A 14,199-nucleotide genomic window follows, 5' to 3' on the forward strand; every position below is an offset into this window, starting at 1 on the left:
GAAGGAGGAGCCTGTTATGACGATTGATACTCTACACACCGACGAGGCGCGCTGGCAGGCGGTTCTCGATCGCGATGCGAAAGCCGACGGTCAGTTTGTCTTTGCCGTGCTGACCACCGGCATTTTTTGCCGTCCTTCGTGCCGCGCGCGTCATGCGCTGCGTCAGAACGTCCGTTTTTTCAGCGATGCCAGCGCGGCGCTGGCGGGCGGTTTTCGTCCCTGCAAACGCTGTCAGCCGGATGCGCTCTCGCCTGAGCAGCAGAAAATTGCCAAAGTGGCCCACGCCTGTCGGCTGCTGGAGCAGGATAGCCCGGTGACGCTTGACGCGTTGGCGCAGGCGGTCGCCGTCAGCCCGTATCACTTCCATCGCATGTTTAAATCAATAACTGGCGTAACGCCAAAAGCCTGGCAACAGGCCTGGCGCGCAAACCGCCTGCGGGACGCGTTGAGCGAGGGTGAACCGGTGACGCAGGCGGTGCTGGCGGCGGGCTTTCCGTCGAGCAGCAGCTACTATCGCCACGCCGACGCGCTGTTAGGGATGACCGCGCGTACCCGCCGTCGGGGCGGCGAAGCGACGGAGATTCACTATACCGTCGGTAAGTGCTCGCTAGGGCGCTGCCTGGTGGCGCTCAGTGAGCGCGGCGTGTGCGCCGTATTGCTGGGAGACGATGAGACTAGCCTGCTTAGCGAGCTACAACAGAGTTTTCCGGCGGCCAGGCTGCTGGTTGCCGGTGCGGAAGTCCGCGAGACAACCTCCGCTGTGATGGCGAGCCTCGAGTCGCGCGCGGCGGCGCTGAGCTTACCGTTGGATATCCGCGGCACCGCGTTTCAGCAGCAGGTCTGGCAGGCGCTACGCGCCATTCCGTTCGGTGAAACCCGCAGCTACCAGCAGGTGGCAGAGGCTATTGGCAAGCCGAAAGCGGTGCGTGCGGTGGCCAGCGCCTGTGCGGCGAACCGGCTGGCGATACTGGTGCCCTGTCACCGGGTGGTGCGCGGCGATGGCAGCCTGTCGGGATACCGCTGGGGCGTGGCCCGTAAAGCCCGATTGCTTGCGCGTGAAAAAGAACAGGAGAGCGAATGTTAGATCTGTTTGCCGACCAGGCGCCGTGGTCGGAACCGTTGGCGCCTGGCGCGGTGATCCTACGCCGGTTCGCGCGGGCGCACAGTACCGCGCTACTGGCGGCTATCGAGCAGGTGGCGGCGGTCTCGCCATTTCGTCATATGGTCACGCCGGGCGGCTATACCATGTCGGTGGCGATGACCAACTGCGGCCCGCTTGGCTGGAGTACGGACCGTCATGGCTACTGCTACGCCGCCGTTGATCCGCAGAGCGGAAAACCCTGGCCCGCGATGCCGGACTGTTTTCGCCAACTGGCGCAGGAGGCAGCAACTGGCGCGGGTTACCCCACGTTTAACCCCGATGCTTGCTTAATTAACCGTTACCAGCCGGGGGCGAAGCTGTCGCTGCATCAGGATAAAGACGAAGCCCGGTTGGACGCGCCGATCGTGTCGGTTTCGCTCGGCCTGCCTGCGGTGTTTCAGTTCGGTGGTCTGAATCGCAGCGATCCGCTGCAACGCGTGCTGCTTGAGCATGGCGATGTGGTGGTGTGGGGCGGTGAGTCGCGGCTGTTTTATCACGCGATTCTGCCACTCAAAGAGGGGAGCCACCCGCAGGTCGGCCCGTGGCGCTATAACCTGACCTTCCGCCGCGCCGCGGAATGACAAATAAAAATAAGAATTATTCTTGATGTAGTCTGTCAGCAGTTTACACTGCTGGCTGTTTTTTCTTGCCCTGGTCATTGCTATGGAACTTCTGTTACTTGTCTGGCGTCAGTATCGCTGGCCTTTTATCGGCGTTATCGTCTTAAGCCTGTTGAGCGCCGCGCTCGGTATCGGGCTTATCGCATTTATTAACGTACGTCTGATTGAGACGGTTGATACCACGCTTGCCGTACTGCCGGAATTTCTTGGTTTGCTGCTGCTGCTGATGGCGGTCACGCTGGGTTCACAGCTGGCGCTGACCACGCTCGGCCACCATTTTGTCTATCGCCTGCGCCGGGAATTTATCAAACGGATCCTCGATACCCAGGTGGAGCGCGTCGAGAAGCTGGGCAGTGCTGCGTTGCTGGCGGGGCTGACCAGCGATATCCGTGCGATCACCATCGCTTTCGTGCGTTTGCCGGAGCTGGTGCAGGGGATCATCCTGACCGTGGGTTCCGCGGCCTATCTGGCGATGCTGTCGAGCAAAATGCTGCTGATTACCGCCCTGTGGATGGCGTTGACCATCTGGGGTGGCTTCGTGCTGGTGGCGCGAGTGTATAAACACATGGCGACACTCCGTGAAACCGAGGATCGGCTGTACGACGATTACCAGACGGTGCTGGAAGGGCGCAAAGAGCTGACCCTGAATCGCGAGCGCGCGGAGTACGTCTTTGAACAAAAATTCACGCCGAATGCCAAAGACTACCGTCATCATATCGTGCGGGCCGACACCTTCCATCTGAGCGCGGTCAACTGGTCAAATATCATGATGCTGGGGGCCATTGGGCTGGTGTTCTGGATGGCGAACAGCCTCGGCTGGGCTGACACCAACGTTGCCGCTACTTACTCGCTCACGCTGTTGTTCCTGCGCACGCCGCTGCTGTCGGCGGTGGGCGCGCTGCCCACGCTGCTGAGCGCGCAGGTGGCGTTCAATAAACTGAATAAATTCGCGCTGGCGCCGTATCAGGAAACTTTCCCGCAGCCGACGGCGCACCCGAACTGGCAGACGCTGGAACTGCGCGATGTGACCTTCCACTATGAAGACAACACCTTCGCGGTTGGCCCGCTGAACCTGACGCTCAAGCGTGGCGAGTTGGTCTTTCTGATTGGCGGCAACGGCAGCGGTAAATCGACGTTGGCGATGCTGCTGACCGGGCTGTATCAACCGATATCCGGGCAGATTCTGCTGGACGGTCAGCCGCTGGCGGCCGATAAGCCGGAAGACTACCGCAAGCTGTTCTCGGCGGTGTTTACCGATGTCTGGTTGTTTGACCAGCTATTAGGCCCGGAAGGCAAGAACGCGGACCCGGCGCTGATTGAGAAATGGCTGACTCAGCTACAGATGACGCACAAGATTAAGCTGGAGGACGGGCGCATTCTGGATCTGAAGCTGTCAAAAGGGCAGAAGAAGCGCGTGGCGCTGCTGCTGGCGCTGGCGGAAGAACGCGACATCATTATGCTTGATGAGTGGGCCGCCGATCAGGATCCGCACTTCCGCCGCGAGTTCTACCAGATATTGTTGCCGCTGATGCAACAGATGGGGAAAACCATTTTTGCTATCAGCCATGACGATCACTACTTTATTCATGCCGATCGTCTGCTGGAAATGCGCAATGGTCAGCTGAGTGAACTGGTGGGCGAGGAGCGTGAACGCGCTTCCCGCGACGCCGTCGCCCGTACCGCCTAACGTTTTTTTTGCCGCTCTGCCGATTTTTTCACCGTACGGGCGGCTTGTTTAAACTTTTTTACATCTCTCCGCGCTATGCTTAATTCGCCCGGCCATCCGGCTGGGCGACGTCTCACGAATAAGGATTATTCATGTCTCTGTTGAAAAAGAACAGCGCCCGCCTGCGCGATGAAGAGCGTCAGCGCCTGATCTGGCTGCTGACCACCGATAAAGCGGTAACTTCCGCGCTGCTGGGCAAACTCACGCTCGCCGAGCAGTACGATGAAGGCACCCTGGTTGACGACCTCGCTGAAGTCGGCAGCTTAGTGGCGCACCTGCCGCCGCCTGATCTCGCCGATACCCTGGAAGCGTTACCGTCCGAAGAGCGCCATGCATTGTGGAACATGGTCGAAGACGATCGTCGCGGGAAGGTGTTGCTGGAAGCATCGGAGAACGTCTGGGACGACCTCATCGAAGATATGAGCGACCGGGCGTTGCTCGATGCATTGCAAACGCTGGATATCGACGAACAGATTTACCTGGTGCAGCACCTGCCGCGCGACCTGACCGGACGCCTGCTGGCGTCGATGTCGCCGGAAGAGCGTGCGCGCGTACGTCAGGTGATGAACTACGCCCACGAGCAGGTGGGGTCGATCATGGAGTTCGAGGTGATTACCATTCGCCCGGACGTCACGTTGGCCTCGGTGCAGCGCTTTTTGCGCCGCCTGGGTAAAATGCCGGAGAACACCGATAAACTGTTCGTTATCCAGCGCGATCAGACGTTGATTGGCGAGCTGGAGCTGAAAACCATCCTGCTCAATTCAGCGGACAAGTTTGTGCATGAGGTGATGGAATCCGATCCGGTCGCCTTCCATCCGGAAGAAAAATCAGAAATCGTGGCTCGTACCTTCGAACGTGACAACTTAATCAGCGCCGCGGTGATTGATTCACAGGGTAAGCTGATGGGGCGTCTGACCATCGATGAGATCGTTGACGTCGTCTATGAAGAGACCGACAGCGATCTGCGTCGTATGGGCGGTCTGAGCAGTGAAGAAGACGTGTTTGCGCCGGTGACGAAAGCGGTGAAAACCCGCTGGGCGTGGCTGGCCATCAACCTCTGTACTGCGTTTATCGCCTCGCGCGTGATTGATGGATTTGAACACACCATTTCGCAGCTGGTGGCGTTGGCCTCGTTAATGCCGATCGTCGCGGGCATTGGCGGTAATACCGGTAACCAGACGATTACTATGATCGTGCGCGCGCTGGCTTTACAGCATATTCAGCCGGGTAACTTCTCGTTCCTGATCCTGCGTGAGATGGGGGTAGCGCTGATTAACGGTATCGTCTGGGGCGGCATTATGGGCACCGTGACCTGGCTACTGTATGACGACCTGGCGCTCGGTGGTGTGATGACGCTGGCGATGATCCTGAACCTGCTGGTGGCGTCGATTATGGGGGTGCTGATCCCGATGATCATGGCTAAGCTTGGGCGCGACCCAGCGGTCGGCTCGAGCGTGATGATCACCGCGATCACCGACACCGGCGGTTTCTTTATTTTTCTGGGGCTGGCGACGGTGTTTCTGCTTTAAGCTTCGCACGATGCTTCAGGCGTGCAGGCACGATCGCCATCATGATGATCCCCGCCAGTACGCCAATCGCCAGATTACCGGTACTGACCGTTGCGCCAACGGTGACCAGCATCACCAGCGTTTCCGGCCACGGCGCACGCTTGAGCGTCGCGGGCTGGAGGCTTGGCCAGCTAAAGGTCTTAACGGCCACAATCACCATAATCCCCGCCAGTACCGCCATCGGTATCTTCGCCATCACTTCGCTTAACGCGGTCACCAACAGCAGCAGCACCAGCGCGGCGGCGATCGTCGAAGCGCGGCTGCGGCCTTTTCCCATCTCTACGTTGACGATGGTCTGACCGATCATCGCGCAGCCGGCAATACCGCCGTAGCAACCAGCCAGCATATTGGCGATACCCAGACCTGCGCTTTCACGCGTTTTGTTGGACGGCGTGGCGGTGAGGTCGTCCACCAGTTTCGCCGTGAGCAGGGATTCCATCAGCCCGACGAAGGCGATACTCAGCGCGCAGGGCCAGATAATTTGCAGCGTTTGCAGGTTAAAAGGCACTAACCATGGAGTCAGGCCCGGCAGGCCGCCGCTCATTGAACCCGCGTCACCGACGGTGGGTAGAGTCTGCCCGCTGGTCACGGTAAACAGCGTTAGCAGCACGACGGCAACCAGTGGGGAAGGGATGCTTTTCATTACGCGCGGTAGCCACAGTACGATAAGTATCGTGGCGGCAAACAGCGCGACAATAAGCGGGCTTCGGCTCCAGAAGTGCGGCACCTGGGCAAAGAAAATCAGAATACCGAGCGCGTTAACGAAACCCGTCATTACAGACTGGGGAATAAAGCGCATCAGTTTCGCCATGCCGCACAGAGCAAACAAAATTTGAATGATGCCGGCCAGCAAAACCGCAGGTAAAATGTAGGCCACGCCGTGTACGTGGACCATCGGGCCGATAACCAGCGCGACCGAACCCGCGGCTGCCGTGACCATCGCCGGGCGTCCGCCAAGGAACGACATGCTCAGGCACAGCACGACCGAGGCGATCAGGCTGACTTTAGGGTCAACGCCAGCAATCACCGAAAACGAGATCACTTCAGGGATCAGTGCCAGAGCGGTAATGACGCCAGCCAGGATTTCGCGGGTGAGCAGAGATGGCGAGCGCAGAATGCTCAATGAGGAGATGTTCGACATAGGTTATTCGCAGGTTATCGATGGCCGGTTTTCTATAAGCCACAGCTTCCGTGCGTACCATCACAAAGGGGGGAATAATACCGCTTCCCGTCACATTCTACTAGTACCAAATCTCATTTTCTGTACACATTTATTAAACATTTTAATAACAGATCTCAAAACTCAACTTAAATTTTAAACAATATTTAAATTTTCCCGTCCTGGTGGTAACGTAACTGTACGGATGTTTTTACCTGCGTGTAACAACTCGACAGTCAAGTAAGGCCCCCTACGATGAAAAAAAAGATAGCTGTACCCAACTCACAGAAATCGGGTACCGAGAAGACTTCTGTGGCGAATAAGGCGAAAGCTCGTGCAGTTCACGAGACGGATGTATTGCTGATCGGTGGCGGAATTATGAGCGCTACGCTGGGTACGTGGCTGCAGGAGCTTGAACCAGACTGGTCGATTACCATGGTTGAGCAAATGGAGAGCGTTGCGGAAGAGAGCTCAAACGGCTGGAACAATGCCGGTACCGGGCACTCGGCGCTAATGGAACTGAACTACACCCCGCAAAAAGCTGACGGTTCTGTCAGCATCGAAAAAGCCATTGATATTAACGAAGCGTTCCAGATTTCTCGTCAGTTCTGGGCGCATCAGGTCACACGCGGCGTGCTGACGCAGCCGAAAAGCTTTATCAATACCGTGCCGCACATGAGCTTTGTGTGGGGCGATGACAACGTCAACTTCCTGCGCGCCCGCTACCGTGCGTTGCAGAAGAGCCCGCTGTTTAACGGCATGCGCTATTCCGAAGACCACGAGCAGATCAAAGCGTGGGCGCCGCTGGTGATGGAAGGGCGCGATCCGCAGCAGAAAATCGCCGCTACGCGTACCGAAGCCGGCACCGACGTGAACTACGGCGAGATCACTCGTCAGTTGATCAATGCGTTGAAAAAGCGTGATGGTTTTTCGCTCCAGTTGAACACCGTGGTCCGCCGTTTCCGTCGTAACGCAGATAACAGCTGGAGCGTGACGGTTTCAGACGCTAACAACAGCCATGAAAAACGCACGATTAAAGCGAAGTTTATCTTTATTGGCGCGGGCGGGGCGGCGCTGAAGTTGCTGCAACAAACCAAAATCCCGCAGGCAAAAGAGTATGCGGGCTTCCCGGTTGGTGGTCAGTTCCTGGTGTGCGAGAACCCGGAAGTGGTGAATCACCATCTGGCGAAAGTCTATGGCCAGGCCTCCGTGGGCGCACCACCGATGTCGGTACCGCATATCGATACGCGTATTATCGACGGTAAACGCGTGGTGCTGTTTGGGCCGTTCGCCACTTTCTCCACGCGCTTCCTGAAAAATGGTTCGCTGTGGGACCTGCTGGCGTCTACCAATAAATCCAACATTTTGCCGATGCTTAACGTGGGCCTGGATAACTTCGATCTGGTCAAATATCTGGTTAGCCAGGTGCTGCAGAAAGATAAAGATCGTCATGCTGCGTTGCGCGCCTACTACCCGATGGCGAAAAAGCAGGACTGGCGTCTGTGGCAGGCAGGCCAGCGTGTACAGATTATTAAGCGCGATGCCCGCATTGGCGGCGTGCTGCGTTTGGGTACCGAAGTGGTGAGCGACGATGAAGGTACCGTTGCCGCGCTGCTGGGTGCATCGCCAGGCGCGTCTACCGCGGCACCGATCATGCTGGAACTGATGGAGAAAGTGTTTAAGGATAAGATGCAAACCGCTGAATGGCAGAGCAAGATTCGCGCGGTGGTGCCAACCTATGGCTCAACGCTGACAGAAAACCCGCACCTGATTGAACAAACGTTGGCCTACACCAGTGAGGTACTGGGTCTGCGTCATGAAGCGCCGCGTGAAGCGGATCCGGTTCCGGCTGTTCAGACGACACCGAAAGCCGTGCCGGTGAAAGAGGTTGCTGATATCGCGCTGTAAGTGCGGGATGTCTTATCAACAAGCAGAAAAAAACCGGCATAATTGAACTGACCCCATAATGTTGGACGGTTTATACTAAGCGGTTATAAGGGCCTGAGTTCGGTATTCCACTGGACTCAGTTAAAGCTGAGAGAATACTTGCTCATAAAAAACTGCACCTTACTTCGTTGGGTGTCCAACTTTTTGGGTGCAGTTCATAATCGCCGGTTTTTTTGTTAACGCACTTCGGCGTTATGTACCGTTTCCTGGGCTTCCCAGATGCGGTATCTGACTTCCACATTTTCCGGGGCGTAAACCACGATCGGCAGCTTGCTGTTGTAGCGCAGCATGCCATCGTCACCCAACGAAGCGGTGATGAATTTCTTGGTTTTTTTCTGGTCAGGGCAGGCCATCATCGTTGACATCGGGCCGCTGACTTTCTCTACCACGTAGTAGTCATAACCCCAGCCTTCCAGCGTTTTGCTTTCCAGCTCGGCGCCCAGACGCTGATGGTTGCAGTCAACCTCCAGCGTTTTACCAATCAATAACTCTACCTTATAGGCCGACTCATCCTTCTGTGCCGGTAACTGAATGACCTGACGCTTCATACCTTTCTCAGCCTGCGGGTAAGGGGCAACTTTTTCCAGCGGCTGTTCTGCGGCCCAGGCGCTGCTGGATACGCAAGCGATGGCGAGTAATGAAGCGGCAAGCTTATGTGATTTTTTCACTGTTCATCCTTTTTTATCAGTTGTAACGAGGAAAGCATAGCATTCCTGAGGTGAATGGTAATCGTCTTTTACTGTATTTTGCATTAGGAATGGTTCTATATTTTGTGTTTTTGCTGTTTTAAGAGTGTTTGATGCTGCTTTCTTGTGTTTTTTGTCTGTTTTTATGCTTGTTTTTGAAGGGTTGTTTGTTCTTTATACTTTTCGACTAATCTTGCAAAGGTCGAGAAAAGATGAAAAAGAACAAAGGGATAAAGGAATAAGCAGAACCAGGTATCTTATTCTGAATGGCTTATCAACAGTATTAACGCATCATTTTTTAAACAAAAAATTATCTTAATTAGATACATAAATTTGTCACCATGTATATGTGACTTATAGCACTTTCGGATGAAATAAAAGGCGTATTTAAATTGATTTAAATCAATCATGGTTGAATATCATTCATTTTCATAATTAATTAATTCGCGTCGTAAAATAAAAATAGTGTATGTTTATTTCATTATGTGACTGTTTGTATTTTAATTATTGTTAATGGTGATGGTTTATGTTTGTTAATAAATTATTGATAGTGGTTTCTTTATTGGGTACCACAGTGGCTTACGCTGCTGATGATATGGTTGCCGCGCAACAACAAGTTGCTCATGCTCAACGTATGCTGGATGCGGCACAAGGCGATGTTGATTCTGTAAATGCGAATTATGGTCATGGTACTGTTGTGGGCTGGGCGCAAGCGGCCAGTGAGGCGGGGGCGTTACGTTCACAGGCCCAGGCCGATTTGAAAGCGGCACAAGATAATCTTGCTAACGTGTCAGCTAACACCATGAATGTCGCGGCTTCAAGCCTTAATCCGGCAACTAAGGTCCAAACCAAAAATGGTGTTGTCGCCGCGGGATCTCTCCCCCCAACAACACAAGTTGCTATTGCCTACCACAGCGTATTTAGCAAACCAGTGCGCGGTGGAAACAGCCATTCTTCAGGCTTTGATCATGGCGAGCATGGAACCGGCAACGGTGCCAACAATGCCGCCAACTCTCACAGCGCTCATGGTTTAGGTGGTGGAGATCATATCGGTGGCGGTCGTACAGGTGGGGGTTTCCACTACTGAGGTTAAGGGGGGGTAGGATAGTTTCGATATCTCTTTAAATATTATCAGTTTGTTTTTTGCTACACCGGCTAATAAAGGGCTACAACGTAGCCCTTTATATTTATCGAGATAATAGCACTATTGGATTATCGTTGACATCTTTGTAAATTATTTTTGATATATTGTTTGGGTTGAATTTCGAGGTGAAACCAATGATGTTCATATCATATATTTCATTGATTTCATTTGATTTTATGTTCTCTTTCTTACCATTGTGATCAATGATGATTAAACGATAGTTACTTTCGCTTTTTACAAAATCAGAAGGGCTAATATCTAAAGCAATTGTTGAACCTGAATAAAGCTTATCTTTTCCAAGGTATAAGCTATTAATCCCTGAGTGGTGTATAGGATACCTGTTTCCTGTCAGAATAACAGAAAAGTCATATTTCATAATATGAGCATTAATTGGCTTTTTAGAACCGAAATATTTTGCTATGTTAGCAGGGTTATGGAATAAGTTAATAGAGTCACCGGCTCTTAAGGTTTTGGGGAAGTAATACTTAGGAACAGTGATGTTTTTATCTTTTTCTAAAAGACCTTTATATACTTCATAGTTTCTTATTTTCACTTGATTGTTAACAGTGATATAAGAGTATAACATTTCTGGGAATGAGTAAATAAAGGTTATTAACGCTAATGATGATAATAGGCTAAATGTTTTTAATCCATTTTTAGGACGATTAACTAAAATATTCTTTATTGCGAAAGAGGCGGATAACATAAAGAATAGATGAGCGCCGCTTAACGTTCTTGGTGGTACAGACGGTGCAACTACCATGGATAAAATACTTAAAAATCCTGCACATAAGAATGAAACAGAAAGATAGAAATCTAAGTTTTTGCGTTTACCAATATAGGGGGTTAAAAATATTACTGTGATTAATACTGGTAACCAGGTTTTACCTAGCGCGTGAGGAACACTTTCCCGGAAAAAGTGTAAAACACGCTCAAAGAATGTAGTGTTAATAAACTCTGGCGATGCAGCTGCACGAGCAAAATTACCAGGGCTGAATATTAATGTGGCAAAGCCGAGCAAAACCAGTATTGTCGAAATAAAGAGAAGCTTATTATTCTCTTTTTTATAAATATAAATGGAACTGGCAATAGAGATTAATAAAACTATCCAACAGGTATTTTCGTTACTACAACCAGCAAAGAAAGAAACTAAAAGCAGTAAGTATAAATTTTTCCTGTTAGCGAGATAGTTGAAAAGTGCATATAAAAATATAATGATAAAGAAATTGGTGACCAAATAGTTAGCTGAGCCAACTACCCAAAAAATAATTTCACCTTTAATCGGGTTAGTGATCCAAAATATAGCAAAGATAGAAATGAACTGAACGAATAAATTGGAGTTTTTTATCTTCTTATCTTTTATGTAGCTTATTTTTGTAATCAAAAAGATTATTGTTGTAAAGATAAAAGCTATGATTGTGCTTTTTAATAACGCTGATGAGGTAGATAGCAAAAGAGTGCTGAAGTAGTCAGATACAATTCTACCGCTCCAGGTTAAATAATGATGCAAATGGTTGCTTATAGAATTCCCCATTATGAAATAATTATAATCATCAGCATGCACAGGAGTGTTGTATTCTATAATAAATATAGAGAGGTATGGTATCAATAATAAAAGATACCAGACGTTTATTTTTTTTAAGTCTATCATTTTGGATCCTTGGAATAATTCTTTAATATATATTTTGGCCGTTTCTTGATTTCGGTGTAGATTCGGCCAATGTATTCACCTAATACACCAATCCCTATTAATTGTACACCACCTAAAAATAGAACGGAGACAAGTAAAGAGGGATAGCCAGGGACAGGGTTTCCCCAGATGATTTTATTTATTATCATCCAACCACCATAAATAAAAGAAACTAATGCGACAAAAAGACCAATATATGTCCAGACTCGTAATGGAAATGTGGAGAAACTGGTTATTCCTTCCAGGGCTAAATTCCACAATTTCCAACCATTAAATTTACTTTCACCGGCCGATCTTTCGGCGCGGTTATATTCAACAACCTTCGTTTCTCCTCCCACCCATGAGAGAATTCCCTTCATGAATAAATTGCGTTCTGGAAGAAGTTTAATGTTCTCGACTGTTGTACGAGACATCAATCTAAAATCCCCTACATTTTCTTCAATTGCGGGAGAGCTAATTTTATTGTGAAGCTTGTAAAACCATTCTGCCGTTTTTCTTTTCAACCAAGTATCATTGGAACGATTTTTTCTTTTGGCAAGTACGATATCAGCGCCTTCTTCCCACTTCTGAATGAGTAATGGGATTACTTGAATAGGGTCTTGCAGATCGACATCAATCGGTATAATTGCACTACCTGTTGCATGTTCAAGCCCTGCAAATAGAGCTGGCTCTTTGCCAAAGTTGCGGGTAAAACTCAACGGCTTAACTAAAGGATCTGCTAGTGCTAGCGCATTGATAATATTTTCAGTGCCGTCTTTACTTCCATCATTGACAAAAACTATTTCGACCTCAAATTTATTGAGGGCATCATACTCCCTTACGGCTTTATAAAAGATAGGGATAGCATCTTCTTCATTATAAACAGGTACGACTAATGATATTTTCACTGTTCAGCATCCTTGAATACGAAGAATCTGGAGTAAATAAATCCTAATATAAGACTAATACCAGAAAATATAACCAGTGTTGCCAGTGGGGGCAGGGATATATAGTCAGCTATAAATCCAGTCAGATAGCTTAATAATCCCATGAAAATAACAAAAGATAGATATCTTGTGGTAGTAGCTTTTGCCTGGAAAGTAAATTTCGCATTAGCAAAAAAGGAAAAACTGACGGCGACCACGAATCCTATCAGGTTAGCTGTAGCTTGAGTGGTAAAAAAAATGATGGTTAAGATTCCAAATACAGCCCAATGTATGGCTGTATTAATAACGCCAATGGAAATATATTTTGATAGTAGTTTAATCATTTTAGGTTTTTGGCGGTAATAGTGGGCAGTTCAGTATAACAGAGTGTATTTGTCGATGCAGTAACCCATCTATGTAGAGATGTGAATTATCAAAATTTTAATGCACTAGTTATGAAAGTCATTAAAAATAAAAAAAAACCAATCTGTTACGATTGGTTTTCTTGTAAAAGTTGGTCGGCACGAGAGGATTTGAACCTCCGACCCCCGACACCCCATGACGGTTTTTCTAGCTACGTTTCAAAGGTTTAGCCATTATTAGGAGTGTTTTTAATGGCTACAATCCGCCAATTACCATCCGGTAAATTCAATGCGCAAGTGCGCGTGAAGGGGTTCCCCCAAAAGACAATAACCCGTGATACATACTCCGAATGTGAGAGAGCAGCTAACGAATATTTAGCGGGGCTTAAACCTTCTACGAACACTGTAGAAAGCCTAACTACTCCTTACATGAATGAGATCATGATCCGTGCAGGTAAGAAAAGGGGAGGTTATGAAGCTACTTATTTTCGCCTTGTGGTTATCGCCCGTACACTCAACCAGAAGCCTCTAGAAGCCCTCACAAAAGAAGATGTGATAGCGTACCGACAGGAGCGCTTAAAAGCTGTCTCAGGCTCTACCGTGCGCCTAGAGCTACAATTACTATCCCGCCTCTTACGTTGGGCCGCTGATGAAAAGAGCATAGCTTGTGCTGATGTGGTAGCCGGGGTAAAACTGCCAGAGGCAGGAAAGGCACGGGAAGAGATAATAGAGCCACTGCAATTAGAAATGATTCTTTCATTTGCCAGTGATAAGAGTAAGCCGATCATTGAACTGGCTTATGAAACAGCAATGAGAAGAAATGAGATCTTAGCTATCACTCCCTATATGGTGGATCTCAATAAGCGGATCATTCGTCTGATGGATAACCAGACTAAGAACGGGGAAGCGCGTAAGGTTCCACTCTCTACGAAAGCATGTGAAATGCTCCGCGAACTTTGCGACGGCAGAGACAGACACGCGAGACTATTTGATCTCACTCCTTATGCTGTCTCACAGGCTTTCAGAAGGGCAGCACGGCTAGCGAAAGTCTACAATGTATGTTTCCATAGCTTGAGGCATTCAGCTATCACCAGAGCAGCGGAGAAGGGGTTAAGCACGGTTCAGCTAATGGCGGTATCAGGTCATAAAACTATTACTATGCTTTCCCGCTATTCCCACATCAAACCAGAGAACATAGCTCACCTTCTGGACTGATAAAAGAAAGCCGCCTCAGTGGGCGGCCTCTTTGCT

The 14,199-nt window shown here is 49.9% G+C and carries 12 protein-coding genes and 1 tRNA gene; 7 read left to right on the top strand and 6 right to left on the bottom strand.

Features of this window, described 5'->3' with window-relative positions:
• Window positions 1-16 precede the first annotated feature (16 nt).
• The 4 genes from ada (at window position 17) to mgtE (ending at window position 5,016) form a co-directional block, all read left to right on the top strand.
• Window positions 17-1,084, top strand: coding sequence for a bifunctional DNA-binding transcriptional regulator/O6-methylguanine-DNA methyltransferase Ada (gene ada, locus GY169_RS07555; protein ID WP_167575382.1), 1,068 nt, complete (start codon window positions 17-19; stop codon window positions 1,082-1,084).
• Window positions 1,078-1,722, top strand: a complete 645-nt coding sequence (gene alkB, locus GY169_RS07560; RefSeq protein WP_167575383.1) for a DNA oxidative demethylase AlkB — start codon at window positions 1,078-1,080, stop codon at window positions 1,720-1,722. Before ada ends, alkB begins: the two co-directional genes overlap by 7 nt.
• Window positions 1,723-1,804: 82 nt before the next feature.
• Window positions 1,805-3,448: a multidrug ABC transporter permease/ATP-binding protein gene (locus GY169_RS07565; RefSeq protein WP_163449028.1), complete on the top strand. Its 1,644-nt coding sequence runs from the start codon at window positions 1,805-1,807 to the stop codon at window positions 3,446-3,448.
• A gap of 131 nt (window positions 3,449-3,579) precedes the next feature.
• A complete protein-coding gene (gene mgtE, locus GY169_RS07570; protein WP_163449027.1) occupies window positions 3,580-5,016 on the top strand; it encodes a magnesium transporter in 1,437 nt (478 codons plus the stop codon).
• Here the strand turns inward: mgtE and GY169_RS07575 are convergent.
• The gene (locus tag GY169_RS07575) at window positions 4,979-6,196 is read right to left on the bottom strand and encodes a SulP family inorganic anion transporter (RefSeq protein ID WP_167575384.1); all 1,218 of its coding nucleotides are present in this window, start codon (window positions 6,194-6,196) and stop codon (window positions 4,979-4,981) included. The genes mgtE and GY169_RS07575 overlap by 38 nt on opposite strands.
• 273 nt (window positions 6,197-6,469) lie before the next feature.
• Between GY169_RS07575 and mqo the strand changes: the two genes are divergently transcribed.
• Window positions 6,470-8,122 carry a malate dehydrogenase (quinone) gene (gene mqo / locus GY169_RS07580; protein WP_167575385.1) on the top strand — a complete coding sequence of 551 codons (1,653 nt, stop codon included), beginning with the start codon at window positions 6,470-6,472 and terminating at the stop codon, window positions 8,120-8,122.
• A 215-nt stretch (window positions 8,123-8,337) separates the two neighbouring features.
• On the opposite strand, the gene eco is transcribed toward mqo, so the two are convergent.
• The gene (eco, locus tag GY169_RS07585) at window positions 8,338-8,829 is read right to left on the bottom strand and encodes a serine protease inhibitor ecotin (RefSeq protein ID WP_163449024.1); all 492 of its coding nucleotides are present in this window, start codon (window positions 8,827-8,829) and stop codon (window positions 8,338-8,340) included.
• A 544-nt stretch (window positions 8,830-9,373) separates the two neighbouring features.
• Between eco and GY169_RS07590 the strand changes: the two genes are divergently transcribed.
• Window positions 9,374-9,934, top strand: a complete 561-nt coding sequence (locus tag GY169_RS07590; RefSeq protein WP_167575386.1) for a hypothetical protein — start codon at window positions 9,374-9,376, stop codon at window positions 9,932-9,934.
• A 100-nt stretch (window positions 9,935-10,034) separates the two neighbouring features.
• Here the strand turns inward: GY169_RS07590 and GY169_RS07595 are convergent, their stop codons facing one another.
• The 4 genes from GY169_RS07595 to GY169_RS07610 all read right to left on the bottom strand — a co-directional run bounded on the left by GY169_RS07595 (window position 10,035) and on the right by GY169_RS07610 (window position 13,228).
• Window positions 10,035-11,642: a DUF6056 family protein gene (locus GY169_RS07595; RefSeq protein ID WP_167575387.1), complete on the bottom strand. Its 1,608-nt coding sequence runs from the start codon at window positions 11,640-11,642 to the stop codon at window positions 10,035-10,037.
• Complete coding sequence (locus GY169_RS07600) at window positions 11,639-12,568, bottom strand: glycosyltransferase family 2 protein (protein WP_163447576.1); 930 nt, start codon at window positions 12,566-12,568, stop codon at window positions 11,639-11,641. Before GY169_RS07600 ends, GY169_RS07595 begins: the two co-directional genes overlap by 4 nt.
• Window positions 12,565-12,930 (bottom strand): GtrA family protein, encoded by a 366-nt coding sequence (locus GY169_RS07605; protein WP_163447577.1) that lies wholly within the window; start codon window positions 12,928-12,930, stop codon window positions 12,565-12,567. The genes GY169_RS07600 and GY169_RS07605 overlap by 4 nt, the downstream gene beginning before the upstream one ends.
• Window positions 12,931-13,101: 171 nt before the next feature.
• Window positions 13,102-13,228 (bottom strand) — tRNA-Leu (locus GY169_RS07610).
• Between GY169_RS07610 and GY169_RS07615 the strand changes: the two genes are divergently transcribed.
• Window positions 13,201-14,163 carry a tyrosine-type recombinase/integrase gene (locus tag GY169_RS07615; RefSeq protein WP_167575388.1) on the top strand — a complete coding sequence of 321 codons (963 nt, stop codon included), beginning with the start codon at window positions 13,201-13,203 and terminating at the stop codon, window positions 14,161-14,163. The two genes, GY169_RS07610 and GY169_RS07615, sit on opposite strands and share 28 nt — an antisense overlap.
• Window positions 14,164-14,199: the final 36 nt, after the last annotated feature.

This window comes from Kluyvera genomosp. 3, from assembly GCF_011765685.1.
In the GTDB taxonomy this organism is placed as follows: Bacteria; Pseudomonadota; Gammaproteobacteria; order Enterobacterales; family Enterobacteriaceae; genus Kluyvera; species Kluyvera georgiana_A.

Coding starts and splice junctions, on each gene's coding strand:
- GY169_RS07565 (WP_163449028.1), top strand. CDS start 1,805: ATGGAACTTCTGTTACTTGTCTGGCGTCAGTATCGCTGGCCTTTTATC.
- GY169_RS07615 (WP_167575388.1), top strand. CDS start 13,201: ATGGCTACAATCCGCCAATTACCATCCGGTAAATTCAATGCGCAAGTG.
- mqo (WP_167575385.1), top strand. CDS start 6,470: ATGAAAAAAAAGATAGCTGTACCCAACTCACAGAAATCGGGTACCGAG.
- ada (WP_167575382.1), top strand. CDS start 17: ATGACGATTGATACTCTACACACCGACGAGGCGCGCTGGCAGGCGGTT.
- mgtE (WP_163449027.1), top strand. CDS start 3,580: ATGTCTCTGTTGAAAAAGAACAGCGCCCGCCTGCGCGATGAAGAGCGT.
- alkB (WP_167575383.1), top strand. CDS start 1,078: ATGTTAGATCTGTTTGCCGACCAGGCGCCGTGGTCGGAACCGTTGGCG.
- GY169_RS07595 (WP_167575387.1), bottom strand. CDS start 11,642: ATGATAGACTTAAAAAAAATAAACGTCTGGTATCTTTTATTATTGATA.
- GY169_RS07605 (WP_163447577.1), bottom strand. CDS start 12,930: ATGATTAAACTACTATCAAAATATATTTCCATTGGCGTTATTAATACA.
- GY169_RS07590 (WP_167575386.1), top strand. CDS start 9,374: ATGTTTGTTAATAAATTATTGATAGTGGTTTCTTTATTGGGTACCACA.
- GY169_RS07575 (WP_167575384.1), bottom strand. CDS start 6,196: ATGTCGAACATCTCCTCATTGAGCATTCTGCGCTCGCCATCTCTGCTC.